Here is a 24,241-nt window from a genome sequence, read left to right as displayed (position 1 = left end):
GTGTCATTACCTTTGCTAACTATACGGCATGTCGAGAAATTTCCGAAAGCAAATATCTGGTACCTCCTTGGTACCTCGAAGCCGCCCCGCGCGCGCAGGGCGGCCTCGAGGGCCTGCTCAGACGCCGAAGAGCGCCCGGATCGGCCCGATCGCGAAGTACAGGACGAACAGGATCGTGACCCCCCACAGCAGCGGGTGGATCTCGCGCGCCTTGCCCCGCACGACCTTGATCAGCACGTAGCTGATGAAGCCGGCGCCGATGCCGTTGGAGATCGAGTACGTGAACGGCATGATCACGACGGTGAGGAACGCCGGGATCGCGATCTCGTAGTCGTTCCAGTCGATGTCGCGGATGGAGGTCATCATCAGGAAGCCCACCACGACCAGCGCGGGCGCGGCGGCCTCGTACGGGACGACCTTGACGAGCGGCGCGAAGAAGATCGCCACGAGGAACAGCAACCCGGTGACCACGCTGGCCAGACCGGTGCGGGCGCCCTCGCCGACACCTGCGGCCGACTCGATGTAGGTGGTGTTGGAGGAGACGGACCCGGCGCCGCCGGCCGCCGCGCCGATCGAGTCGACGAGCAGGATCTCCCTGGTACGCGGCAGCGTCCCGTCCTCCTGCACCAGGCCCGCCTGCCGGCCGACGCCCACGATGGTGCCCATGGTGTCGAAGAAGTCGGTGATGAGCAGGGTGAAGACGAACAGCACGGCCAGGAGCACCGAAATCCTGCTGAACGCGCCGAACGGGTCGAACTCCGTGAACAGCGTGAGCGGGTTGTGGAAGCCGAAGATCTCGTCGGGGACCTTCGGGACGTTCAGCTGCCAGCCGCCGGGGTTCTTGTCCGAGAACTGGCCGGACTTGGCGATCAGCTCCACGACGATCGCCAGCACGGTGGTGCCGACGATGCCGATCAGGATGGCGCCCTTGACCTTGCGCGCCACCATCACGGCCGTGACGAGCAGGCCGAGCACGAACACGAAGATCGGCCACGAGGTCAGGTTGCCCCCGATGCCCATCTCCAGCGGCGGCCCGGCAGGCACGCGCCGCACGAAGCCGGCGTCGACGAAGCCGATCAACGCGATGAACAGGCCGATGCCCACGCTGATGGCGGTCTTGAGCTGGGCCGGGATGGCGTGGAAGACCGCCGTCCTGAGCCCGGTCAGCACCAGGACGGCGATGATGACGCCTTCGAGGAAGACCAGGCCCATGGCCTCTTCCCAGGTCATCACCTTGGCGATGTTGAAGGTGACGAAGGCGTTCAGGCCCAGGCCCGCCGCCATCGCGAAGGGCACCCGGCCGACGACGCCCATGAGGATCGTCAGCACGCCCGCCACGAAAGCCGTCCCGGCGGCGACGAGCGCCACGTTGGGTGTCGTGCCGTCGCCGATGACCTGCTTCTGCACGTCTGTGCCGTTGGCAATGATGATGGGGTTCAGCACCACGATGTAGGCCATGGTGAAGAACGTGGCCAGGCCGCCCCGCACCTCACGGGAGACGGTCGAGCCTCGTTGGGAGATTTGGAAGAAACGGTCGATAGCGTTACGAGTGTCGCTCACGACGCGAAGAGTGACAGGCGCGATGAGCTGGGAAAAGAGTCGGTAATGAGATCGAGACCCTATTGGAAGCTAGGCTGGACAACGTGAAGCAGTGGCACCCCGATCCGGAGCCGATCAAGACCAACGACACGGCCGCCGTCGCCGTCGGCACCGCGGTGTGGGCCGTCGCGCTGGTCGCCCTGTTGATCTTCCGTCCCGCCCCCGAGAACACCTGGTGGATCTGGACCTGCGTGACCGGGATCGGCTTCGGGCTCTTCGGCATGTGGTTCGTACGCCGCCGCCGCTGACACTGACATTCGTCACCTGTCGATCTCCGCCAAAGTCACGCGGATGTCGTGTTTCCACTCACTACTTCGGCGTGTCCCGGCTTCAGCATGCTTGTCCGCATGAAGAAGGCCATAGTGATGTTCCTCCTGCCCGCGGCGGTCCTCGCCGGATGCGGCACGGCTGACCGGCCCGCACGGGAGCAGGGCACGGTCGCCTGGAGCAAGTGCACCGACCTCATCGACCAGGAAGGCAAGCCGATCACCACCGGCCGCGGCGTCGAATGCGGCACGATCAAGGTCCCGCTCGACCACGCCAAGCCGGACGGCGAGAAGATCGACCTCGCGCTCATCCGCGTCAAGGCCACCACCCGCGACCGCCTCGGTTCGCTCGTCTTCAACTTCGGCGGCCCGGGCGCGTCGGGCGTGGACTCCATGGCACAGATGGCCCAGTTATTCGGGACCCTGGGCATGAGCTACGACCTGGTCAGCTTCGACCCGAGAGGCGTCGAGCGCAGCGCCGGCGTCAAGTGCGGCAGCCGGCTCGACAAGTTCCTCGGCGCGGGGCCGGAGGCCGACGCCGAGCGGCTGGCCAAGGAGTACGTGGCGGCCTGCCAGAAGGACTCGGGCAAGGTCCTGCCGTACGTCGGCACCGTGAACGCCGCCAAGGACCTCGACCTGCTCAGGATCGCGCTCGGCGACAAGAAGCTCGACTACTTCGGCATCTCGTACGGCACGCACCTCGGCGCCGTGTACGCCACCCAGTTCCCCGAGAACGTCGGCCGGTTCGTCCTGGACAGCCCCATCGACCCCAAGGTCGGCTCGGCGGAATTCACGGTGACACAGGTGGAGGGGTTCCACCAGTCGTTCAAGGCGTTCGCCAAGGACTGCGTGGCGCAGGGCTGCGACCTCGGAGCCGACCTGGCCACCGTCGAGCGGAAAGTGGTGACCCTGTTCGACGGGATCAGGGCCAAGCCGATGAAGGTGGGTGACCGGCGGCTCACGTACGGGCTGGCCCAGCTCGGCTTCATCACCCCGCTGTACTCCAAGGAGGGCTGGCCGTCGCTGGAGCAGGGTCTCGCGATGGCGATCAAGGGTGACGGCAGGCTGCTGCTCGCGTTCGCGGACTCGTACACGGGACGCAAAGCGGACGGGACGTACACGACGGCGATGACGAGCCAGCAGGCGATCGACTGCGCCGACACCACCGAACGACTCACCGCCGCCGAGGTCGCCAGGACCACCGAGCGGGTGAAGAAGATCTTCTCGCCGCTGGCGGCTGAGGACTCGAGCCTTCCCCCTTGCGCCCACTGGCCGTTCCGGGGGGACGACGCGGCCGAGCACATCGACGCCTCCGGCTCGGGACCCATCGTGGTGATCGGCACCAAGGGCGACCCGGCCACGCCGTACAAGTGGTCGACGCGGTTCGTCGACCAGCTCAAGACGGGCGTCCTGCTCACGTACGAGGGCGAGGGGCACTCGGCCTACTCGACGGGCAACGAGTGCATCAAGCGGACGGTGGACTCGTACCTGATGGACGGCAAGCTGCCCGCCAGGTCCACCTCCTGCGCGGCCTGACCCTCCAGGGGAGGCGCCGCAGAGGCGCCTCCCCACCGGAGGTCAGGACAGGTCGGCCTCGGCGAGCAGGAGGGGCACCGACTCCGGGTCACGCAGCAGCGCGGCCACCGCCAGCCGGTCGTTCCACTGGCCCGTCGCCCAGGCCAGGCCGCGGGCGAGCCCGTCGAGGCCCGTGCAGTGGACCATGCCCTCGAAGTAGCGCCACGTGCACTCCACCCCGTCCACCAGCAGCTTCTCGTGCTCCACGTAGCTGGTGGGCGCCGTGGGCAGCAGCGCCTGCACCTCCGGGGGCACCGGGCGCACCTGGCCCTGCGAGGTGACCTCCCCGGAGGTCAGCTCCCCGGCCAGCGGCAGGTCGAGCAGCTCGGACAGCGACTCCGCCAGGTCGTACGACGCCAGCACCAGCGGCCGGTCCGCCACGAGCTGCAGCAGGTCGGGCGCCTCCACCACCACCGCGTCGTCCGCGGCGGCCACCACGATGGAGCCCGCCAGGACGGCGCGGATCCGGGACGGCGGCGCCACCCGGGACGGATCCACGCCCGCCAGCGCGATCCACAGGGCGCGCAGCTGCGCGCGGTCCACCTCCACGGCCGGGTCGGCCATCAGGTCCAGGAGCTCCTCCGGGCCGCCGTGGGAGGCGAGCAGCTCGGGCAGGGTCGTGCGCACCCCGAGCATCGACAGCGCCGCCTCGTCGAGCCCTGCGGGCGCGTCCGCGTAGAGGCCCTGGAGCAGCGGGTCGGCCCCGGGCAGCCGCAGCTCCAGCGGCTTGCGCCCGTCGAGCACCGGGTGGTTGGCCAGCCACCACGCCGTGTAGGACGGCACCTCGACGCCGGCCACCCGCAGCGGGTGGAGGGCGGCCCGCAGCGGCGGGCGGGCCAGCGGGGCGAGGGCGGCCGGCCAGTCGGCCACCAGCTCCAGGTCGCGCACCGCCAGGAACTCCGGCACCATCGGCGGCACGCCCAGCTCGGGCAGCAGGTCGAGCACGTGGTCGAGCCAGTCGTCCTCGCCGTCGAGGTCGTGGTCGCAGTCGTCCTGGTCGAGCAGCACGTCCGACTCGTGGACCGTCGCGAACCCGTCGAGCACCCCGGCCGCGGCGAGCACCCGCGCGCCGTATTCCTCCTCCAACTCGGAGGCGGCCACCCCGAGGTGCGTGCCGGGCTCCAGGAGGCCCGCCAGCGCCCCGTCGGCCAGCATGAGCTCACCGGCGGGGTAGAGCTCGCCGTCGGTGCCGCGCAGGGCCAGCTCGGCCAGCCAGGGCGCCTCGCCGGGCGCCAGTGCCGAGGCCTCCACCAGCGACAGCACGGCCCGCGCCACCGGCTCCGGGTCGGGGCTGTCGAGCGACTGCGAGACGGCGGCCTTGGTCAGCGGGTCTTCGAGGATCGTGCGCGGCGTGGCCTCGGCCGCGCCCAGCCTGAGCAGTGCGGCGTGGGCCGCCTCGGGGTGTACGATGCGCAGCCCCAGCGGGCTGAGGTCCAGCTCGGCCCCGCCGTCGGTGAGGATCAGCGTGCCGCGCGGCCCGCGCACCAGCCGCCCGTCGGTCAGCGGCACCGGCAGGGCGCCCAGCGACTCGGGATCGTCGGCGGGCAGCACCTCGTAGAGCGAGCGCCACCACGACGGCTCGCGCGCCTCCACGGCCTCGCCGGACAGCAGATCGATCACGTCGGCCAGCTCGACCCTGCGCACGCCCAGCGCGGCCATGGCCGGGTGCCTGGCGGGCCACCCGGCGGGCAGCAGCCCCGGCACGAAGTCGGCGACCGCCGCGAGCAGCTCTGCGGAGCCGGCGGCCACCACGGCCGCCTCCTGGCCCGCGACCACCCACCCGTCGCCCTCGGGCTCACGGGCGGGGTGCTCGACCTGCCACTGCGCGTCGGGCTCGTAGACCTCCGCGTCGGCGAAGGACGGGGTCTGCACGGCGGGTGCGGGCGCGGACAGCGCCGGCAGCAGCGGCGTCGAGGGCAGCCTGGCCAGCACGGCCCGGCGGATCCTGGCGTCCAGTTCGCCCTTGCCCATCAGGGACGGCACCAGGTCGAGCAGCCTCGGCGTGCGCGGCAGCTCCTGGAGCAGGCGGACATAGGCGTCGGCCACCCGCTCGACCAGGAAGTCGGCCAGCGGCCCCTTGGCGAAGTGGCGCCGGTCGGTGGCCATCGGGAACGACGCGATCAGCAGCGCGGGCAGGTCGAGCGGCTCGTCGCTGGGCGTCGGCGCGTGCACCGCCGGCGGCACCGCGGCGGGCAGCGGCCCGGGCTCGCCGGTGCCGGTGAGCGGCACCGCCCAGCGCAGCGACCAGTAGGGGCGGGCGCGCTCCTCGGTGGGCCGGTCGGCGAAGAGCCGGCTCACCTCCTCGGCCGTGAACTCCCCCGACTCCGAGACCACGTGCCAGCCGTCGGCGACCACGGTGCGGACCGACCCGTCGAGGTCGATCTCGATGGCCTCCAGCGCGGGCATGCCGAGCGGCAGCGCCGGGCTGGTCTCGGCGAGCATGCGCCGGACCGCGTCGACGCAGGCCGGGTCGCGCAGCGGCAGGCGTACGACCGTGTCGAAACCCTCGGGCACGTCGAGCGGCGGCGCGTCGAACGGCAGCCTGAGCAGCGGAACGTGCCCGGAACGGTCGGCCAGCTCGCCCGCGAGCGCGGGGATCTCAGCCACCGCGGCCGCGGTCTCCGAGCGCGACCAGCGGACCGCGCCGCTGCCGCGCGAGCAGATGGCGGGCTCGTCGCAGACCGAGACCACCGCCGCGAACCCGACGCCGAACCGCCCCGCCGCGCCCACCTCGTCGCGTTTGCCGGAGACGCGCAGCGTCGACAGGCCCTCCACACCGGTCGCGTCGAGCGGGGCGCCGGTGTTGGCGGCCGTCAGCACGTCGCCCGTGAGCGTCAGCCGCAGCACCCCCGGCACACCCGCGCGCAAGGCCGCGTCGGCGGCGTTCTGGGCGAGCTCGACGATCAGCCGGTCCCGGTAGCCGCCGAGCGCGAAGTCCTCTTCGGCGTTGGCGTCTTCGCGGAACCTCGCGGGCGAGGCCGTCCACGCGGAGAGGACGGCGGCTCGCATCCGGTCAGTGCCATAGGTGTCGGTCATCGATCACGATCCTGGTAGAGGGGTAACGGCCACGCGTAGGTTAGCGGCCTGCTCTGTCAGGAATGGCCGAGTTCTTCGGAGGCCGACTCGTCGACCGAGCCCGTCTCCTCCTCCATCAGGTCGTAGCCCAGGTCGTCGAGGATCGGCATGGCCTGCTCGACGGCGGGCGGCAGGACGGCGGCCTCGGAGTGGGCGCCGCAGCCGTGGTCGGCGGCGACGACCTTGCCGTCGTCGGGCGCGTACTCATTGGCGCAGACCCCGAACGTCTGCCGCAAGCCACCCGCGAGCGGCCAGTAGAAGCCGCAGGTGGAACACTGCGCGGGAGCGGCGTGTGCGATCGGCGTGTGCGGCCCGTGCTCGCCCGAGTGCCAGCGCCTGGCCGCCCGGTCCTTGCCGATGGCCGAGAGCACACGGGCCCGGCCCAGGCCGTACTCGAAAACCGCCTGATGGTCGCTGTCGTCGTCGGTCTCGGTGAAGCCCGGTGCGAGCCTGTCGTCGTCTTCAGGGGTCGGCAGCAGGTCGCCCACACCGAGGTCGCCGGGGCGCAGGCGCTCGCTCCACGGCAGCCACTCGGGCGCGAGCAGCGCCCCCGCGCCGGGCAGCAGGACGGCCTCGCTGACCGTGACCTTCTTGGCCCGCGAGGCACGCGTGACGGTGACGGCCCAGCGCCAGCCGCGGTATGCCCGGTCGAGGCAGGCGAAGTAGTGGGTGACGATCCGGTCGCCCTCGCTCTCGAACCCGAGGTGCTCGCCGGGCTCGCCCGGCCGCGCGAGCTCCTCGGCCGCGCTGCGCGCCAGATCGACCGCGGCGACACAGGCCTGGTCGGGAGCGGAGACGCGGGCCCTGGTACGGCTCATGGGGCGCCCTCCGCCGAAAGGTGCTGTTCGCTCACACTTCATTCTCACCCATGGGCGGACCTGAGAGTCCCACAACGGGGGATCCCGCACCGAGATCGCGGACGAATCAGGTAAGACTGGTAGGCGTGGAGGGAGGCTGGGGCCGGGCACGCGACATCTCGCGGCGGGTGGCACGCGGGGCCGCCGACGCGGGACGCGCCACTGTGCGCGCGGGCAGGGCCACGGCCGGCGGCACGGCCAGGGCCGGCAAGGCCACGGCAAAAGGTGCGCGAAAAGTCGGCAAAGCCACGCGCCGGCTCACCTACGCCAACGGCGCCGGCCGCACCGGGCTCGGCCGCCTGATCGAGCTGTCGGCGGGCAACAGCGCGAGCGACGCGCTGGTCACGGTGGCGCTGGCGAGCACGGTGTTCTTCGGCGTGCCCGTGGGCGAGGCCCGCGGCTCGGTGGCCCTCTACCTGGTCATCACGATGCTGCCGTTCGGGCTGCTGGCGCCGTTCGTGGGGCCGATCCTCGACCGGTTCAGGTCGGGGCGGCGCTACGTGATGGCGGGCACGCTGTTCGGGCGGGGGCTGCTCTGCTTCGCGATGGCGGCCGCGGTGGGCCCCGGCGACCTGCCCACGCTGTTCATCGGGGCGCTGGGCGTGCTGGTGCTGTCGAAGGCGTACAACGTGTCGCGGGCCGCGATCATGCCGAGCGTGCTGCCCGCGGACATCACGCTGGTGTCGGCGAACGCGCGGGTGGCGCTGTTCACGCTGGTCTCCGCGGGGGTCGCGGTGCCGGTCGGCGCCGGGCTGACCGCCTGGCTGGGCAGCGCGATGGTGCTGCGCGTCGCGATGGTGGCCTTCCTGCTGCTGGGAGTCGCCGCGGTACGGCTGCCGCGCCACATCGACTCGCCCGACCTGGAGGAGGAGGGAGCCACGCCGCGCTGGCGCACCCTGCTCAAGGTGGGCCCCGCGGTGGCCGAGGCCGTCTGGGCCAACGTGGCGCTGCGCGTCTTCTCCGGATTCCTGCTGTTCTTCCTGCTGTTCCTGGTGCAGGACAAGGCGGTGCCCTGGCTCGCCGCCGGGCAGTTGCAGGATCCGTTCTTCGACATCCCCAAGACGATCGCGCTGCTGGCGGCCGCGGCCGGGCTGGGGGGCCTGGCCGGCGCCGCCGTGGCCAACTGGACGCGTAATCACTCGCCGCAGCTGATCGTGCTGGTCACGCTGGCCGTGACCGTCGTGACCAGCATCGCGACCGCGATCTTCTTCGGCCTGTGGACCGCGCTGGCCATCTCGCTGGTCACGGCCTTCGCGCAGGAGCTGGGCAAGCTCGCGCTCGACGCGATCGTGCAGCGGGAGATCGGCGAGGAGGTGCGCTCGTCCACCTTCGGCGTGGTCGAGGCGATGCTCCAGCTCGCCTGGGTGTTCGGCGGCCTGGTCGGGCTGGTGCTGTCGCTGTCGGAGAGCAGCGTGGCCGGGCTGGTCACGCTGGCCGTCCTCCTGACGGCCACGCTCGGCTGGCTGCTGGTCGCCAGGCGGCGGCGCGTGCGCGCGACCGACGACAAGCTGCGCAGGCAGCGGGCCGAGGCGGACGGTCACGACCTCCAGCTGACCGACACGCTCGACCCGACCAAGCCGCTCACCAACCCGAACAGCTGACGCCGGGGTCTTAGGCGTCGAGGTCGTCGGCGACGGCCCTGAGCACCTGAGCGATCTTCTTGGCGTGGGCCGCGTCCGGGTGCTTGCCCCGCTGGTAGGAGGTCGAGACGTCGTCGAGCAGCTTGATCAGGTCCTCGACGATGACGACCATCTCGTCCGGCTTCTTCCGCTTGGCCTTGGGCTTGGGCTTGGCCAGCGTCGGCGGCTGCTCGAGGATCCGCACCGAGAGCGCCTGCTGGCCCCGGCGCCCCTCGGCCACGCCGAACTCGACCTTCTGGCCGGGCTTGAGCGGGGCCGCACCTGTGGGCAGCGCGGAGGAATGCACGAAGACCTCACCGCCGTCGTCGCGGGTGAGGAAGCCGAAACCCTTGTCGGCGTCGTACCACTTGACCTTGCCACTCGGCACAGGAGGACCTCGTTCAAACAGTCGAAAAGCTGGATGGATGTAGGTTATGCCCCGGAGCGCGCCAGGGCGACCGGGTAAATCCCGGGCAATTACCGGAGTTCATCATGCTTGCGCCAACCTGCGAACCAGGTGGCGAATTCGGTCAGGTTGGCCAGCGCCACATCCGCTCCGTGTTCACGCAGCTCTCCCGCCGTGTAAGGGCCGGTCGCGACCGCCACGCTCACGGCGCCGCCCGCGCGCGCCGCCTCGATGTCCGCGACATGGTCACCAACATAAGCCGCCGCGCCGAACCGCGCGAGTGCCGATCCCTTCGCGGCACCGAATACGGAACCGACCACTTCGTCCACGGCGAGGCCGAGCAGCTTGACCGTGCCGATGGCGTCACGCAGGTTCTTGCCGGTCACCACGATCACCCGGCCGCCGCCTGCGCGTACGGCCTCGATCGCGTCGTACGCGCCCGCCATGGCCGTGTGCACCGGCACCCCTATTTGCGGATATATCTCCCTATAAAGGTGGGCGGCCGCGGCGACCTCCTCAGCGGGCAGCCAGTTGGCCAGCTCCACCTCCAGCGGCGGACCCAGTCGGCTCACCACCGCCGCCGAGTCAATGGGCACACCCAAACGCACGGACAGCTCGTCGTAAACCGCCGCGATGCCCTCTCGCGTGTCCGCCAATGTCATGTCAAGGTCGAATCCCACGGAAGTCGTCACATGTGCAGGATGCCAAACGCCGCTCTACGCCGCGTAACGGCCTCTTGTTGTGGGACCGTGGGAATGGGAAGAAAGGAATTACTTATCGGAGAGGAGCGGCCGTGACCAACGCCCCCCAACCGCCGCACACCGGAGACCGTCTCGTCGCCTCCTCCGCCCCGCCGCGCCCGCACAGACCCGCCCGGCCCGGCGGCCCGCCCGTGACGGTCTGGAGCCGGACCGTGTCGGCCCTGGCCCATCTGGTCAAGGTCGCCTCGCGGATGGCCGCGCTGGTCGTGATCCTGTACGCGGTCTTCACGGTGTTCAAGGCCAACCCCGCCAACGTCTGGTACCAGTTCGTCGAGTCGCTCGCCGGCCGACTGTCGCTGGGCCTGGCCAACCTGTTCCAGCTCGCCGACCCGCACTGGACCGCGCTGGTCAACTACGGCCTCGCCGCGATCGTCTGGCTGATCATCGGCTCGGCGCTGGCGGGCCTGATCCGGCGCGCCGCTCCGTAAGTGCGGTCCCCGCTACATACTGCGACTACCCTCAAGGCGGAGGTAACAGGATAGATATGACCAGATCGACCCGTGCGCGGATCATCGATGAGGCCCTGCGGCTGTTCGCGGAGCGGGGCTACTCCGCCACCTCCGTGGCGGAGATCGAGGCCGCCTCAGGGCTCTCGCCCGGCGCCGGCGGGCTCTACCGGCACTTCAAGTCCAAGTACGAAGTGCTCGCCGCGGCGATCAACGAGCACGCCACCCGCACCAGGAGCCAGGTGGCGGACAGCCTGGCCGAGCTGAGCAGCATGGAGGCGTCGGCGGCTCTGGAAGAGCGCCTGTCCCATCTGTGCCGCGCCGGGCTGGCCAAGGTCCGCGAGGAGTCCGAGCTGACGCGGGTGTTCTTCCGCGACCTGAGCCAGTTCCCCGAGCTGGTCGCCGTGGTCAGGGAAGGGCTGCTGCAGCCCATGTTCGACGCGATCGTCACCTGGTTCAGGGCGCAGCCCGAGTACAAGGACGTCGAGGTCGACTGGGCCGGCATCTCCGTGGTGCTGGGCGGCTCCGTGGTGCACTACCGGCTCTTCCAGGAGACGGTGGGCGAGCTGCCGGGCTACGCGGACAAGGACCAGTTCGTCGCCGCGTGGGTGCGCCTGGCGGTCGGCCTGCTGCCCAGCCCCGCGCCGGTCAGCTGATGTCGAGCAGCCGGTAGGCCAGCCACACCACGCCCAGCCCCGTCCCGATCATGAACATGGTGCCGCTGACGCTGTAGAACTGCGCGAAGAACGCCTGTAACCCCGGCTCGCTCCCCACCCGCAGGCCCCCGACGAGCACCCCGCCCGCCGAGTAGCCGAGCAGCGGCGCCCCGATCCCGAGCAGCTTGTCACGCAGGTTCCAGCTGTCGCTGAACAGCACGAGCACCGCCCCGGCCGCCCACACCAGCACGGGGATCTCGAAGATCGCCAGCGGCGGCAGGTCGAACGGCAGCAGCAGCGCGGCCACCACGAGGACGACCATCGCGGCGGCGTCGCGGGGATGCTCCTTCGCCAGGGTCCTGGCGTCCCTGCCGCCGGTCGCCATGGGGTTCGCGCTGGACATGGCCACCCTGCGCAGCCCGGCGAACGGCAGGCCGCGGCCCCTGCCGATGCTCTCCCGTGCGATCCTCCGGTACGCCTGGACGCCCGGGGGCGCGTCGGCGTCGTCCACGATCGTGGGGAAGCGCCGCGTGGAGCCCTGATCCCCGGACGGCTGCGCCGGCGGCCCCTCCTCGGCGGCGCGCATGGTGGGGACGCCGGCCTCGGCTCGCATGGTGGGGACGCCCGCCTCGGCGAGCCGGCGCGCCTCGCGCTCCACCAGCGCCACCGGGTCACCGAACCTGGCCAGCACCTTCGACACCTCGCGCGCGTTCTGGCTGCCGCGCCGCTCCACCTCGATCCTGGCGCGCAGCCGCTTGGCGAAGTCGAGCCGCTGGTCGGCCCTGAGCACGCCGTGGGCGGCGTCGGCCGCCTTCGAGACGTAGTTCAGCACGAGCTGGTCCGCGCGCTCTATCACGTCAAGCAATGCTGCCCCAATCAGGTGGGACATACCATGGCAACGATGGAGTTCACGGAGTGGATCAGGGGGCGCACCGACGAACAGCTGCGGGCGCTCGTCTCCGCGCGGCCCGAGCTGATCACTCCGGTGCCCGCGCATCTGGAAGGCCTGGCGTCGCGGGCGGGCAGCCCGTCGGCGATCGCCAGGGTGCTCGACCGGCTCGACCGTTTCACGCTGGCCGTCGTCGAGACGCTGGCCGTACAGGACGGGCCGATGCCCAGGGAGCGGCTGCGCGAGCTCGTGGGCGCGGCCCTGGCGGACGATGACGCGGAGAGCGGGCCGCGCGACGCCGAGCCCGCGCTGTCGGCCGCGCTGGACAGGCTGTTCGAGCTGGCGCTGGTCTACGGGCCCGACGACGCGCTCGATCTGGGGCCCGGCGTTCGCAAGGTGCTCGAGGACCCGGCGGGGCTCGGGCCGAGGGCGGTCGACGCGTTCCGGCATCACGCGCCCGAGCAGCTCGACGAGATGGCCGACGAGGTCGCGCCGGGCACCGAGGGCTCGGGCAAGGAGCGGCTGGCGGCCGCGCTGGCGGAGCCCGCCGCCCTGGTCGAGTCCGTCTCGCCCGAGGCCAGGGGCGCGCTCGACCAGCTCGCCTGGGGGCCGCCGGCCGGGCGCGTGCCCAACGCCAGGCGCGAGGTGAGCGTGGCCTCCGCCCGTTCGCCCATCGAGGAGCTGCTGGCCAGAGGGCTGCTGGCGGCCACCGGCGAGGAGAGCGTGACGCTGCCCCGCGAGGTCGGCCTCTACCTGCGTGGCGGCCGGGTGCACCGCGGCCTGCTGGCCCTCCCGCCGCCGCTCGAAGGGACGGCGCGCGACCGGAAGCTGGCCGACCGTACGGCGGCCGGGCAGGCGTTCACGTTCGTCAGGTCGGTGGAGGAGCTGTGCGAGCGGTGGAGCGTCGAGCCGCCCGGCGTGCTGCGTACCGGCGGCCTGGGCGTGCGCGACCTGAAGCGCACGGCGGCCGAGCTGGACCTGCCCGAGTGGGCGACGGCGCTGGTCATCGAGGTGACGCACGCGGCCGGGCTGATCGCGGCGGGCGGCGGCGTGGACGGCGAGTGGCTGCCGACCTCCGGCTACGACCTCTGGCGGGTCAGGGCGACCGCCGACCGGTGGGTCACCCTCGCACTCACCTGGCTGCACATGGACCGAGTGCCCGGCCTGGTTGGCGACCGGGATGATCGAGACAGGCCGTTCAACGCCCTGCACACCGACCTGCGCCGCTCCTCCGCTCCCGGCGTCAGGGCGGCCACGCTGGGCGTGCTGGCCGCCGCGCCCGGCCTCGCGCCGGCGCGCGACTCGGTGCTCGAACGGCTGGCGTGGGAGCAGCCGCGCCGCCGGGGGCCGCTGCGCGAGCAGCTCACCGAGTTCGCGCTGCGAGAGGCCGAGCAGGTCGGCGTGACGGGGCTGGGCGCGCTGTCGGCGCACGGGCGGGCGCTGCTCGAAGGCGGCGAACCCGCGCAGGTGCTCGCGCCTCTGCTGCCGGAACCCGTCGATCACGTGCTGCTCCAGGCCGACCTCACCGCCATCGCGCCGGGGCCGCTGACGAGCGAGCTCAACCGCTGGATGACGCTCACCGCCGACGTGGAGTCGAAGGGCGGGGCCACGGTCTACCGGTTCAGCGAGAGCTCGATCCGGCGGGCGCTCGACGCGGGGCACGGGGGCGAGGAGCTGGTGTCGATGCTGTCCCGCCACTCGGCCACGCCGGTGCCGCAGGCGCTGTCGTACCTGGTGACCGACGTGGCCAGGCGCCACGGCCGCATCCGGGTGGGCACCGCCAGCGCGTACATCCGGTGCGACGATCCGGCTCTGCTCGACCAGATCACCGCCGACCGGCGCTCAGCCGCGCTGCGGCTGCGCAGGCTGGCACCCACCGTGATCGCCTCCCGCTCGTCCAGGGCGGCGCTGGTCGACTCGCTGCGTGCCATGGGGTACGCGCCCGTCGCCGAGTCGCTCGACGGCGACGTGATCATCTCGCAGCTCGACAGCCGCCGTACCGAGGGGCTGGCCCCGGTCCGCGCCGTGGCGTCGCCCAACGGCCTGGACCCGGAGGTGGCGGTGGCGGCCGTACGCGCGCTGCGGGCCGGTGACGCGGCGCACCTGGCGCGGCGCGAGCCCGTCGACGCCCCGGGCGGGCAGGTGCCGCGCGGGCCCGCCACGGCCACGATCTCGGCCCTGCAGGAGGCGATCAAGCAGGGGGTACGCGTGTGGATCGGGTACCTCGACTCGCAGGGGAACGCGACCTCGCGCATCCTGGAGCCGGCTCGGATGGAGGGCGGTTACCTGACCGCCTACGACGAGACCCGGGCCGCCGTCCACCGCTTCGCCCTCCACCGCATCACGGGCGTCGCCGGCCTCTGACCCCCGGCCTCCGCTGCGCCGGGGTCCCGGAGCACTGAGGTTCCGGCGGGCGGGGGTCTCGGTGCGCTGGGGGCTCGCCGGGGTCCCGCGGCCCCGGCGAGCGTCATCGGGCCCGGGTCAGGCGTCCGCGGCGAGGGTCGCGGCCAGCGCGGTGACCGTGCGCGCCCGGGCGTCGTGGCGTTGGCGCGCGTGCTCGACCAGCAGCGCCAAGGCCCGCCCCGCCACACCCGCCGAGGGCCCGTCGCCAGACTCCAGCCGCCGCAAGTGCCACACCGCGTCGGCCGGATACCGGACGGACAGCCCGCCGCCCAGCGCCACGGCCGCCGCCGCGGCCCGCGGGTCCAGGGGATCGGCCGCCCAGGCCAGCGCGATCCTGAGCGCCTCAGGGGCGAGCGTGTCGTCGGCGCACATGTACGACAGCGCGTCCCCCGCCGCCAGCCCCTCCGCGTTCCCGCCCCGCGCCCAGACGTCGAGGAACTCCAGCTGGGCGTCCCTCAGCGAGTACGCCGCCAGCAACGCCACCCCCTCCGCGGCCCGCGTCCGGACGTCGGCCCCCTCGAAGGCCAGCGACCGTACCCATTCGCGTAGCGGCTGCCACAGCCAGAACCCGTACCGCCCGGCCAGCTCCGCCAGCACCTGCCCGCGGTGCTGCGGCACCCGGAACGTGACGCGACCCTCCTCATGGGCGACCAGCGGATGGGACACGCGAGGGACCCGCCGCTCCTGGGCCTGGCAGATCCGCTCAAGCCTGGCGAACTGCCGCTCGAACACCGGCCCGTCCACCCCCTGCAGGAACGCGAGCGCGGCCACCTCCCGCACCTCGTGCAGCAGCGGCTTGGTGTCGAACCAGCCCGCCACGTCCTCCCCCGAGGGCCCGTCGTCCCCCACCAGCCGTCCGGCCAGGCGGACGACCTCGGCCGGCGTCGGCAGGGTCAGCGCCAGGTCCCTGGCCCGGGTGAGCTCCTCGGGGCTGTGACCCGCGCGCAGGCCGTACGCCCTGAGGCACAGGTCGAACAGCTCCCCCGGCTCCGGCGCGCTCCACGGCTGCTCCACCTCGACCGCCTGGGAGGGGGCGACGTTCCTGGTGATGACCAGGTACGAGCCCAGCTCGGCCAGCTTGCGTGCCAGGTTGACCAGCTCGATCCGGTCGGTGCTCTCGGCGATCCAGTCGTGCAGCAGGTACGCCCGCCCCGGTTCGTACTCGGTCCTGGACAGCAGGTCGGCGGCGCTGCCGGCGGGCGACAGCACGGTGATCGTGCTCTCGGCCAGGGACATCCGGGAGAGCAGGGCGATGGCGCCCAGTCGTTTGCCCGTCTCCTCCTCGCCCACGAGGACGAGCAGGTGGCGGATGCTGAGCCGGCGCACGGCCTCGGGGAAGCAGGCGGGCTCCAGGTAGGAGCGCAGGAGCGCGTCGGCGTCCCGTCTCTTCAGGTCCCTGGTGACCGGCGCGGCGAACGGCCGCAGGTACTCGTACACCGTTAAGAAGCTCTGGCCGAGCGTTATGTCATCGAGGTCGATCTCGCCCGATTCAGGCGTTTCGGTCACGAATTCACCTCAGGGTTGACTGGAAAGTTTTCTACAGAAAATAACTACGCCTAACAAGTTTCTTCTTTTACTACGAAGAGCTCGCGGAGCGTCACCAAAGCCACCCTGACCTGGTCTTTCGCGTGACGTTCGCATTCGGGGCCGCTTGACGCGGACATGTCGATCATGACTTCCCTTGCCTCGGCAGGCCCCATGGCCCCTAGATCTTCCACCATTACACGATCTAGGCCAACAAGAAAACACGAACGACCATATAGGGAGATATCTTGTCATTTACCAGTCAACCGGGCCCCGTCCATCAGGACTAGTCAAGGGTTGACGGCGTGACCACGATCCCATCAGGTTGGGCATGTGACCGAGCAAACGCTGGGCCTGTTGGCCGAGGAGTCCTGGGGCCGCTTCGACGATCACGACGCGACGTTCTACGAAGGCGTCTGGCACCGCAGCCACGCGCTCGCCGAACGGGCGCGCCGGATGTGCGGCGGGTTCGCCGAGGGCGGGATCGGGCCCGGCGACCGGGTGGTCGTGATGATGGCGAACTCGCCCGAGGTGCCGCTGATCTACCAGGCGCTGTGGGCCGCGGGCGCGGTGGTCACTCCGGTGGTGTTCCTGGTGGGCGCCGATGAGCTGCGGCACATCCTGCTCGACAGCGGCGCGTCCGCGGTCGTCACCTCGCCCGAGCTGGTGGAGACCGTACGGGCCACCACCGTCGATATCCCGATTTTTGTGGACACGGCCGAGCTGGAACGGGCATCCGAACGCGGCCCGGTGACCAGGGACCCCGGCGATCTGGCGGCGCTGATGTACACCGGCGGCACCACGGGCCGGGCCAAGGGCGTCATGCTGAGCCACGGTGGCCTCTGGCAGGTGGCCAAGGACGCCTGGGACATGTCCCATCAAGAAGGGAAAAATCGTGCTTTGGTGCCCGTGCCGCTCTCGCACGCGTACGGGCTGATCATCTCGGTCGCCTCGATGCACGCGACGGAGCCGCAGGAGACGGTGCTGATGCGCCGGTTCGAGCCGAAGGCGTTCCTCGCGCTGGCCGCCGAGCAGCACGTCCAGTACGGCGCCGTCGTACCCTCCATGATCCAGCTGCTCCTCACCGAACCCCTCGAATCCCACCCGCTGCCCGACCTGTCCTTCCTCACCTGCGGCGCGGCACCGCTCGGCAGGGACGTGCTGGAGGAGTTCGAGCGCAGGGTGCCGGGCGTGCAGATCCTCGAGGGGTACGGCCTGACCGAGACCAGCGCGGTCACCACGTTCAACCCGCCGGGCAGGCGCAAGGCCGGCAGCGTCGGCCTCCCGCTGCCCGGCTACGCCATCACCATCCGCGACGGCGAGGGCGAGGAGCTGGAGACCGGGGACGTCGGCGAGATCTGCGTCTCGGGCGACGCGCTGATGCTCGGCTACTGGGGCGAGCACGACCCCGACCCCGAGGGCACCGCGCTGGTCGGAAGTGAGCTGCGCACCGGCGACATCGGCTGCGTGGACGACGACGGCTACCTCTACGTCGTGGACAGGAAGAAGGACCTGATCATCCGGGGCGGCTTCAACGTGTTCCCCCGCGACGTCGAGGACGCCCTCAACCGCCACCCCGACGTGGTGGTCTCTGGCGTCGTGGGCCGCCCGGAGCCGCGGATCGGCGAGGAGGTCGTGGCGTTCGTCCAGCTCAGGCAGGACGCGACGGTGACGGCCGAGGAGCTGATCGAGTGGGCTCGCGAGCGGGTGGGGCGGGTGAAGTACCCGCGCGAGGTGAGGTTCGTGGACTCGGTGCCGGTGACGAGCGTGCTCAAACTCGACCGCAAGGCACTGCGGGCCCGCCTCGACTGACCGCCCTGAGCAGGCGATCCATGGCCAGATCTCACAGCGCGGTCAGGCGCGCCTCCTTTCCGTGATAAGTGTTGACGTGTCTGGAGGTGAACATGACCCAGGAAGATCCGTCGGGCTACCCGTACCAGCCCTATGGCGCCCCCTACGGCGAGCAGCCGCCCCCGCAGTACGGCTACGGTTACGGCTATCCCCCGCCGCGGCGCGACGACGGGCCGAGCGCCAACGCGATCGCCTCCCTTGTGCTCAACCTCCTCGCCCTCCTCTCGTGCTGCAACGTCCTCGGCCTGCCCGGCGCGATCCTGGCCGGCCTGGCGCTCAGCAAGGCCCGCACGGAGCCGCGGACCGCCCGCAAGATGGTGATCTGGAGCTGGATCATGTTCGGGCTGGGCTACGTGCTCGGCATCGGCCTCTTCCTCTTTCTGGGCCTCGCCGGCTATCTCGAGGACTGACAGCCGCGGCTCCTGACCCACTTGAGGACTAATCCGGGCGCGCGGGTTGTTGGAGTCTCGGAGCGGGAGAGCCAGGATCGGGAGACGATGGTCCTGTTGCGCGAGGCCCCGTACGAACCCCACGGAGAAAAGCCAGTGAGCGATGGACCGCTGATCGTCCAGTCGGACAAGACACTGCTGCTCGAGGTCGACCACGAACGAGCGGACGACTGCCGTAAGGCGATCGCGCCGTTCGCCGAGCTCGAGCGAGCTCCCGAACACGTGCACACCTACCGCGTCACCCCCCTGGCCCTGTGGAACGCCCGCGCCGCCGGCCACGACGCCGAGCAGGTCATCGACGCGCTGATCAGTTTCAGCCGCTACCCCGTGCCGCACGCCCTGCTCGTGGACATCGCCGAGACCATGGCCAGGTACGGCCGGCTGCGGCTGGAGAAGGACCCCGTCAACGGCCTGGTCCTGACCTCCACCGACCGGGCGGTGCTGGAGGAGGTGCTGCGCTCCAAGAAGATCCAGCCGATGCTGGGCGAGCGGCTCGGCGCCGACTCGGTCATCGTGCACCCGAGCGACCGCGGCAACGTCAAGCAGTCCCTGCTCAAGCTGGGCTGGCCGGCGGAAGACCTGGCCGGCTACGTGGACGGCGAGCACCACCCGATCGAGCTGCTGCAGGAGGGCTGGGGGCTGCGGCCGTACCAGCAGGAGGCGGCGGACGCGTTCTGGCACGGCGGCTCCGGCGTGGTCGTGCTGCCCTGTGGCGCGGGCAAGACCATCGTCGGCGCGGCCGCCATGGCCCACGCGCAGGCCACCACGCTCATCCTGGTGACGAACACGGTCTCGGCCCACCAGTGGAAGACCGAGCTGATCAAGCGCACGTCGCTGACCGAGGACGAGATCGGCGAATACTCCGGCTCGAAGAAGGAGATCCGCCCCGTCACCATCGCCACGTACCAGGTGATGACCACCAGGCGGAAGGGCGTCTACTCGCACCTGGAGCTGTTCGACGCCCGGGACTGGGGCCTGATCGTCTACGACGAGGTGCACCTGCTGCCCGCGCCGATCTTCCGGATGACCGCCGATCTGCAGGCCCGCAGGCGCGTGGGGCTGACCGCGACGCTGGTGCGCGAGGACGGGCGCGAGGGCGACGTGTTCTCGCTGATCGGCCCCAAGCGGTACGACGCGCCCTGGAAGGAGATGGAGAACCAGGGCTGGATCGCGCCCGCCGACTGCGTGGAGGTGCGTGTCACGCTGACGGACGAGGAGCGGCTGGCGTACGCGATGGCCGAGTCCGAGGAGCGCTACCGCTTCTGCGCCACCACGCCGTCCAAGACCCACGTCACCGAGGCGCTGGTCCGCCGCCACCTGGGCGAGCAGGTGCTGGTCATCGGCCAGTACATCGACCAGCTCGACGAGCTCGGCGAGCACCTCAACGCGCCGGTCATCAAGGGCGAGACCAGGGTCAAGGAGCGGGAGCGGCTCTACCAGGCCTTCCGCGACAAGGAGATCCAGGTGCTGGTGGTCTCGAAGGTGGCCAACTTCTCCATCGACCTGCCGGAGGCCGCGATCGCGATCCAGGTGTCGGGCACGTTCGGCTCACGCCAGGAGGAGGCCCAGCGGCTCGGCCGGGTGCTGCGGCCCAAGGCCGACGGCGGGGGCGCCCGGTTCTACACGGTGGTCAGCAGGGACACGGTGGACCAGGAGTTCGCCGCGCACCGGCAGCGGTTCCTGGCGGAGCAGGGGTACGCGTACCAGATCATCGACGCCGACGACGTGCTCGGCGGAGTGTGACGCCCGGCCGCTCATCGTGAGCGGCCAGGCATGTTCAGCATTGTGTCACGTCCACGAGACTCCGCGGGCCGAAGACAATCGAACCACCCCCCTCACCTGCGTACTATCACGCCGCCTGCGACATACCCCCATGATCCGACAAACGCACCTGATATGCCCGAATTTTTCGGTATTTCCAGGTTGTTACCAGTAGGAAGCTTCGAGCCGGCGGGGCTCCCTACCGCGCCATCAGACCGCCGAGGAACAGCACACCCTCCGCGACGACCCAGGCGGCCACTCCCGCGCCCATGACCCGCCCGAACGTGCGCGGGTCCTGCCTGGACCCCGGAACGAGCCAGGCGGCCGCCGTGCAGCAGGCGGCGAGCGCGGCGAACAGCCCCGACACCGTGGAGACGGTACCAAGACGCTGCGAGCAGGTCGAAGCGGACTCGCCGCCTTGGCAGAACGCCTCCAGCCCCCAGCCCGCGAAGACGGACAACGCCCAGAGGGCGGCGAGCAGGAAGCTCGCGATCGTGGGAATGATCGGCGAAAAACGCAGCTGAATCCGCGCCATCACCTGTCCCTACCCGTCCCCGAAGACCGCTACTCGCCCCCCGCGCGCCGCTCCGCCCGTACTCACCGACGCGACGCCGCCACTCCGGCCGATCAGGCGTGCTCGCCGCCACGCCGCCGCGCTGCCCCCGGGGAGCCGAGCTGAGAGCGGCGGCGGGCGAACGGCGGGTGGGTGACCGATGGGTAAATGCTTTGGAGGCCGCCCGACGTCGCCACTAGACTGGCCGATTCGCTGCCTTGACCACCTCCGTTCCCGACCCAGGGAGGCGCTTTCGCATGCCCGGACATCAGTTGGCCCCCGACATACCCTCCGACGTGCTGGCCTCCGAGCAGGCTCACCTGGCCGAGTCCAGGGCCGCGCTCAAGGCGATGCGCGCCCACGCCCAGTCGCTGTCCGCGGACGCGGCGGGCGACTGGGTGTCGCAGCAGATCCTCCAGTCCCTCCTCGACCAGCGGGTGGCCGCGCTGGCCGACCACCCCGACACCCCGCTGTTCTTCGGCCGCCTCGACCGGCAGGCGGGCGACGACCTCCCCGGCACGATCTACGTCGGTCGCCGCCACGTGCACGACGGCGGCAGCAAGCCCCTGGTCATCGACTGGCGCGCGCCGGTGTCCCAGGCGTTCTACCAGGCCAGCCCCACCGACCCCATGGGCGTCGTACGGAGGCGCCGCTTCGGGTACCACGGCGGCGCGCTGACCGCGTTCGAGGACGAGCCGCTGGGCGAAGGCGGCGAGATCGGCCCGTCGAAGATCCTCACCGAGGAGATCGAGCGCCCGCGCACCGGCCCGATGCGTGACATCGTCGCCACCATCCAGCCGGACCAGGACGAGATCGTCCGCTCCACCCTGGCCCAGACGGTGTGCGTCCAGGGTGCACCCGGCACCGGGAAGACCGCCGTGGGCCTGCACCGGGCCGCCTATCTCCTCTACACCCACCGCGAGCGGCTCGCCAGGGCCGGCGTGATGATCGTCGGCCCGAACCGGGCCTTCCTGTCGTACATCTCCTCGGTGCTGCCCGCGCTCGGCGAGGTCAAGGTCGACCAGACCACGGTGGCCGGGCTGCTCGGCGAGCACGCCGCCGACGAGGACCCGATGGTGGCGGCGATGAAGGGCGACGCCAGGATGGCGGCGGTGCTCGAACGCGCGCTCTGGCTGCACATCGTCAAGCCCGAGGACGGCGTGGTGTTCTCCAAGGGCGCCTACCGCTACCGGGTGGCGGACTACGAGGTACGCGAGATCGTGGCCTCCTTGCGCGGCACCACGCGCTACAACCCGGGCCGGGCGGCGCTCGCGCAGCGGCTGGCCCACATGGTGCTCGTACGAATGGAGCAGCGCGGCGAATCACCCGACGACCGGGTGCAGGACGCCGTGGCCAGGTCGAAACCGGTGAAACAGCTCGTTGATACGGTCTGGCCCAAACTAACGCCGGAGCAAGTCCTTTATCGCCTCCTCTCCGACCCGGAATTCCTGGCAAAGGCCGCAAAATCCGATTTGTCGCCGGATGAGCAAGAAATGCTTATCTGGCGGAAGCCGTACCGGAGCTGGAAGTCCGCGAAATGGTCCGCCGCGGACGCCGCGCTCCTGGACGAGCTCCGCGACCTCATGGAGCGCACCCCGTCCCTGGGCCACCTCGTGGTGGACGAGGCCCAGGACCTCTCCGAGATGCAGCTGAGAGCGCTCGGCCGCCGCTGCCGCAACGGCTCGGCCACCGTCCTCGGCGACCTGGCCCAGGGCACGACGCCGTGGTCGACCAGCTCGTGGGAGTCGGTGCTCCGGCATCTGGGCCAGCGCGAGGGCGAGGTGACGGAGCTGACTCTCGGCTTCCGCGTGCCGCGGGAGGTCCTCGACTACGCCGCCCGGCTGCTCCCCTCCATCGCCCCCGACCTGGCCGCGCCGCGGTCGCTGCGCCCCGGCCTCGGCTCGCTCGCGGTACGCCCCGGCGGCTCGATCGCGCAGGCCGCCGCGGAGGTCCTCACCAGGGAGGGCTCCATCGGCGTCATCGCCCCGGACGCCCTGGTGGCCGACGTCTCCCGCGCACTGGCCGGCCTCCCCCACGCCGTGCTCGGCCCCGACTCCGACGAGGAGCACCGCCTCCTGATCGTGCCCGCGACGCTGGCCAAGGGTCTGGAGTACGACCACGTCATCGTCGTGGAGCCCGCGGACATCGTCGCGGCCGAAGCCAGGGGCCTGGCCAGGCTGTACGTGGTGCTCACCCGTGCGGTGACGTCCCTGACGGTCCTGCACGACAAGCCGCTGCCGGCCGAGCTGACGACCTGAACGGCGGGACCCGGCGGCTGATCGTCGGCGGGCACGGCCGCTTCTAGGATGGCTGAGCAAGGAGCTCTCAACCTAGGAGGATGCCGTGCCAGCACCGCTTCCACATGAACACCTGCCGTCGGTTCCCGCGCTCGTGGTCGAGAGCGATGACATCCAGGACGGCGAGCGGCTGAACGACCTCCACGTCTTCAACGACTGGGGCATGAAGGGCGGTAACCAGTCGCCTCGCCTCCGCTGGTCCGGCGCGCCCGCCGAGACCCGCAGCTACGCCGTCACCTGCTACGACCCCGACGCCCCCACGGGCAGCGGCTTCTGGCACTGGGTGCTGTTCGACCTCCCGGCCTCGGTGACGGAGCTGCCGGCGGGCGCGGGCACCGGCCCGGAGTTCAAGGGCCTGCCCGCGGAGGCGGTCCACGCCCGCAACGACTACGGCACCAAGGAGTACGGCGGCGCGGCCCCGCCCCCCGGCACCCCGCACCGCTACGTCTTCACGGTGCACGCCCTGGGGGTCGACAAGCTGGGCGTCGACAGCGACGCCAGCCCGGCGGTGGTGGGCTTCAACATCACCGCCAACACCCTGGCCCGCGGCCACATCGTCCCGACCTACAGCACCTGACCGCACCCGCGCCCGCACCGCCCTCCAGAGGGCGGTGCGGCGGGCCGGAAGAGGAAGACACCCCGCCCGTTGCGGCGGGCCGGTAGGGAAAGACTCCCGCCCGTTGCGGCGAGCCGGAAAAAGGGAGACGCCCCGCCGCGAAGGGCGAGGCGCCTGAGAGACCGAGAGCGCGCCAGGCGTCAGCTGATCGCCGCGCAGGAGTCCGCGAGCTGCGGCAGCAGCTCCTCGACGAGCGGGACTCCCAGCTTGGTCTCGCCGGACAGCGCCCCCGTGGTAAAGCAGAGCGGCGCCCGCACCACGCTCATGAGCTGGTAGGGAACCAGGCCGGTGACGGCCGGGGGCTTGGACACGTACGCATGGGCAGGGACGGCGACGGCGGTCGCGGCGGCCACGCCCAAAATGGCGATGCCGAAAATACGCTTGCTGCGCGAAAGCATCCTCTACTCCTTCGTTGAGGTGTGTGATCACCACCTTTCCTCACTCCGAGTAGCGGATCAATTATGAAACGTAATGGCTGATAAACGAAAACAAGAGCGGCCCGGAAAACCGGGCCGCTCTTGTTATGAACGGCGAAGAAAAGACCTAGAAGTCCATGTCGCCGCCGCCCGGCATGGCCGGAGCAGCAGCGTTCTTCTCGGGCTTCTCCGCGATGACGGCCTCGGTGGTGAGGAAGAGCG

General features: G+C 71.1%; 20 protein-coding genes. 11 read left to right on the top strand and 9 right to left on the bottom strand.

Annotated features, from left to right (window positions below; translation table 11 throughout):
- Nucleotides 1–117: 117 nt before the first annotated feature.
- Nucleotides 118–1,560, bottom strand: a complete 1,443-nt coding sequence (locus ACIBI9_RS37905; protein WP_397229529.1) for an NCS2 family permease — start codon at nt 1,558–1,560, stop codon at nt 118–120.
- Nucleotides 1,561–1,643: 83 nt separating this feature from the next.
- On the opposite strand from ACIBI9_RS37905, the gene ACIBI9_RS37900 reads away from it, so the two are divergent.
- Nucleotides 1,644–1,847 carry a DUF2530 domain-containing protein gene (locus ACIBI9_RS37900; RefSeq protein WP_397229527.1) on the top strand — a complete coding sequence of 68 codons (204 nt, stop codon included), beginning with the start codon at nt 1,644–1,646 and terminating at the stop codon, nt 1,845–1,847.
- A gap of 99 nt (nt 1,848–1,946) precedes the next feature.
- The gene (locus ACIBI9_RS37895; RefSeq protein WP_397229525.1) at nt 1,947–3,401 is read left to right on the top strand and encodes an alpha/beta fold hydrolase; all 1,455 of its coding nucleotides are present in this window, start codon (nt 1,947–1,949) and stop codon (nt 3,399–3,401) included.
- Nucleotides 3,402–3,443: 42 nt separating this feature from the next.
- On the opposite strand, the gene ACIBI9_RS37890 is transcribed toward ACIBI9_RS37895, so the two are convergent.
- Together ACIBI9_RS37890 and ACIBI9_RS37885 are read right to left on the bottom strand one after the other, a co-directional pair.
- Nucleotides 3,444–6,476 (bottom strand): sacsin N-terminal ATP-binding-like domain-containing protein, encoded by a 3,033-nt coding sequence (locus ACIBI9_RS37890; protein ID WP_397229523.1) that lies wholly within the window; start codon nt 6,474–6,476, stop codon nt 3,444–3,446.
- Nucleotides 6,477–6,532: 56 nt separating this feature from the next.
- Nucleotides 6,533–7,333 carry a DUF3027 domain-containing protein gene (locus ACIBI9_RS37885; protein WP_397229521.1) on the bottom strand — a complete coding sequence of 267 codons (801 nt, stop codon included), beginning with the start codon at nt 7,331–7,333 and terminating at the stop codon, nt 6,533–6,535.
- A 125-nt stretch (nt 7,334–7,458) separates the two neighbouring features.
- Between ACIBI9_RS37885 and ACIBI9_RS37880 the strand changes: the two genes are divergently transcribed.
- Nucleotides 7,459–8,973: an MFS transporter gene (locus ACIBI9_RS37880; protein WP_397229519.1), complete on the top strand. Its 1,515-nt coding sequence runs from the start codon at nt 7,459–7,461 to the stop codon at nt 8,971–8,973.
- Between the two features lie 10 nt (nt 8,974–8,983).
- Here ACIBI9_RS37880 and ACIBI9_RS37875 read toward each other — a convergent pair whose 3' ends face one another.
- Together ACIBI9_RS37875 and ACIBI9_RS37870 are read right to left on the bottom strand one after the other, a co-directional pair.
- Nucleotides 8,984–9,379 carry a cold-shock protein gene (locus tag ACIBI9_RS37875; protein WP_397229517.1) on the bottom strand — a complete coding sequence of 132 codons (396 nt, stop codon included), beginning with the start codon at nt 9,377–9,379 and terminating at the stop codon, nt 8,984–8,986.
- Between the two features lie 89 nt (nt 9,380–9,468).
- Nucleotides 9,469–10,089, bottom strand: coding sequence for an HAD family hydrolase (locus tag ACIBI9_RS37870; RefSeq protein ID WP_397229515.1), 621 nt, complete (start codon nt 10,087–10,089; stop codon nt 9,469–9,471).
- 101 nt (nt 10,090–10,190) lie between these two features.
- Between ACIBI9_RS37870 and ACIBI9_RS37865 the strand changes: the two genes are divergently transcribed.
- Nucleotides 10,191–10,586, top strand: coding sequence for a hypothetical protein (locus tag ACIBI9_RS37865; RefSeq protein WP_397229513.1), 396 nt, complete (start codon nt 10,191–10,193; stop codon nt 10,584–10,586).
- Between the two features lie 56 nt (nt 10,587–10,642).
- Nucleotides 10,643–11,260 (top strand): TetR/AcrR family transcriptional regulator, encoded by a 618-nt coding sequence (locus ACIBI9_RS37860; protein WP_397229511.1) that lies wholly within the window; start codon nt 10,643–10,645, stop codon nt 11,258–11,260.
- Here ACIBI9_RS37860 and ACIBI9_RS37855 read toward each other — a convergent pair.
- Nucleotides 11,253–12,116, bottom strand: a complete 864-nt coding sequence (locus ACIBI9_RS37855) for a hypothetical protein (protein WP_397229509.1) — start codon at nt 12,114–12,116, stop codon at nt 11,253–11,255. The genes ACIBI9_RS37860 and ACIBI9_RS37855 overlap by 8 nt on opposite strands.
- A gap of 45 nt (nt 12,117–12,161) precedes the next feature.
- On the opposite strand from ACIBI9_RS37855, the gene ACIBI9_RS37850 reads away from it, so the two are divergent.
- Nucleotides 12,162–14,513, top strand: coding sequence for a helicase-associated domain-containing protein (locus ACIBI9_RS37850; protein WP_397229507.1), 2,352 nt, complete (start codon nt 12,162–12,164; stop codon nt 14,511–14,513).
- A gap of 117 nt (nt 14,514–14,630) precedes the next feature.
- Here ACIBI9_RS37850 and ACIBI9_RS37845 read toward each other — a convergent pair whose 3' ends face one another.
- Nucleotides 14,631–16,058: a hypothetical protein gene (locus ACIBI9_RS37845; RefSeq protein ID WP_397229505.1), complete on the bottom strand. Its 1,428-nt coding sequence runs from the start codon at nt 16,056–16,058 to the stop codon at nt 14,631–14,633.
- 351 nt (nt 16,059–16,409) lie between these two features.
- On the opposite strand from ACIBI9_RS37845, the gene ACIBI9_RS37840 reads away from it, so the two are divergent.
- The 3 genes from ACIBI9_RS37840 (at nt 16,410) to ACIBI9_RS37830 (ending at nt 20,119) form a co-directional block, all read left to right on the top strand.
- Nucleotides 16,410–17,888 (top strand): AMP-binding protein, encoded by a 1,479-nt coding sequence (locus ACIBI9_RS37840; RefSeq protein ID WP_397229503.1) that lies wholly within the window; start codon nt 16,410–16,412, stop codon nt 17,886–17,888.
- A 92-nt stretch (nt 17,889–17,980) separates the two neighbouring features.
- Entirely contained in the window at nt 17,981–18,337 is a 357-nt protein-coding gene (locus ACIBI9_RS37835) for a hypothetical protein (protein ID WP_397229501.1), read from the top strand.
- Between the two features lie 135 nt (nt 18,338–18,472).
- A complete protein-coding gene (locus ACIBI9_RS37830) occupies nt 18,473–20,119 on the top strand; it encodes a DNA repair helicase XPB (RefSeq protein ID WP_397229499.1) in 1,647 nt (548 codons plus the stop codon).
- 217 nt (nt 20,120–20,336) lie between these two features.
- Here the strand turns inward: ACIBI9_RS37830 and ACIBI9_RS37825 are convergent, their stop codons facing one another.
- A complete protein-coding gene (locus ACIBI9_RS37825; RefSeq protein WP_397229497.1) occupies nt 20,337–20,672 on the bottom strand; it encodes a hypothetical protein in 336 nt (111 codons plus the stop codon).
- A 275-nt stretch (nt 20,673–20,947) separates the two neighbouring features.
- Between ACIBI9_RS37825 and ACIBI9_RS37820 the strand changes: the two genes are divergently transcribed.
- Nucleotides 20,948–22,948 (top strand): HelD family protein, encoded by a 2,001-nt coding sequence (locus ACIBI9_RS37820; RefSeq protein WP_397229495.1) that lies wholly within the window; start codon nt 20,948–20,950, stop codon nt 22,946–22,948.
- An 85-nt stretch (nt 22,949–23,033) separates the two neighbouring features.
- On the top strand, nt 23,034–23,564 hold the full coding sequence (locus ACIBI9_RS37815) for a YbhB/YbcL family Raf kinase inhibitor-like protein (protein ID WP_366326714.1): 531 nt from the start codon (nt 23,034–23,036) through the stop codon (nt 23,562–23,564).
- Nucleotides 23,565–23,743: 179 nt separating this feature from the next.
- Here the strand turns inward: ACIBI9_RS37815 and ACIBI9_RS37810 are convergent, their stop codons facing one another.
- Entirely contained in the window at nt 23,744–24,001 is a 258-nt protein-coding gene (locus ACIBI9_RS37810) for a hypothetical protein (protein ID WP_397229493.1), read from the bottom strand.
- Nucleotides 24,002–24,241: the final 240 nt, after the last annotated feature.

Source organism: Nonomuraea sp. NPDC050451 (genome assembly GCF_044458585.1).
The sequence above is the reverse complement of the archived record's forward strand: the minus strand, read 5'-3'. Positions and strand labels throughout refer to the sequence as shown.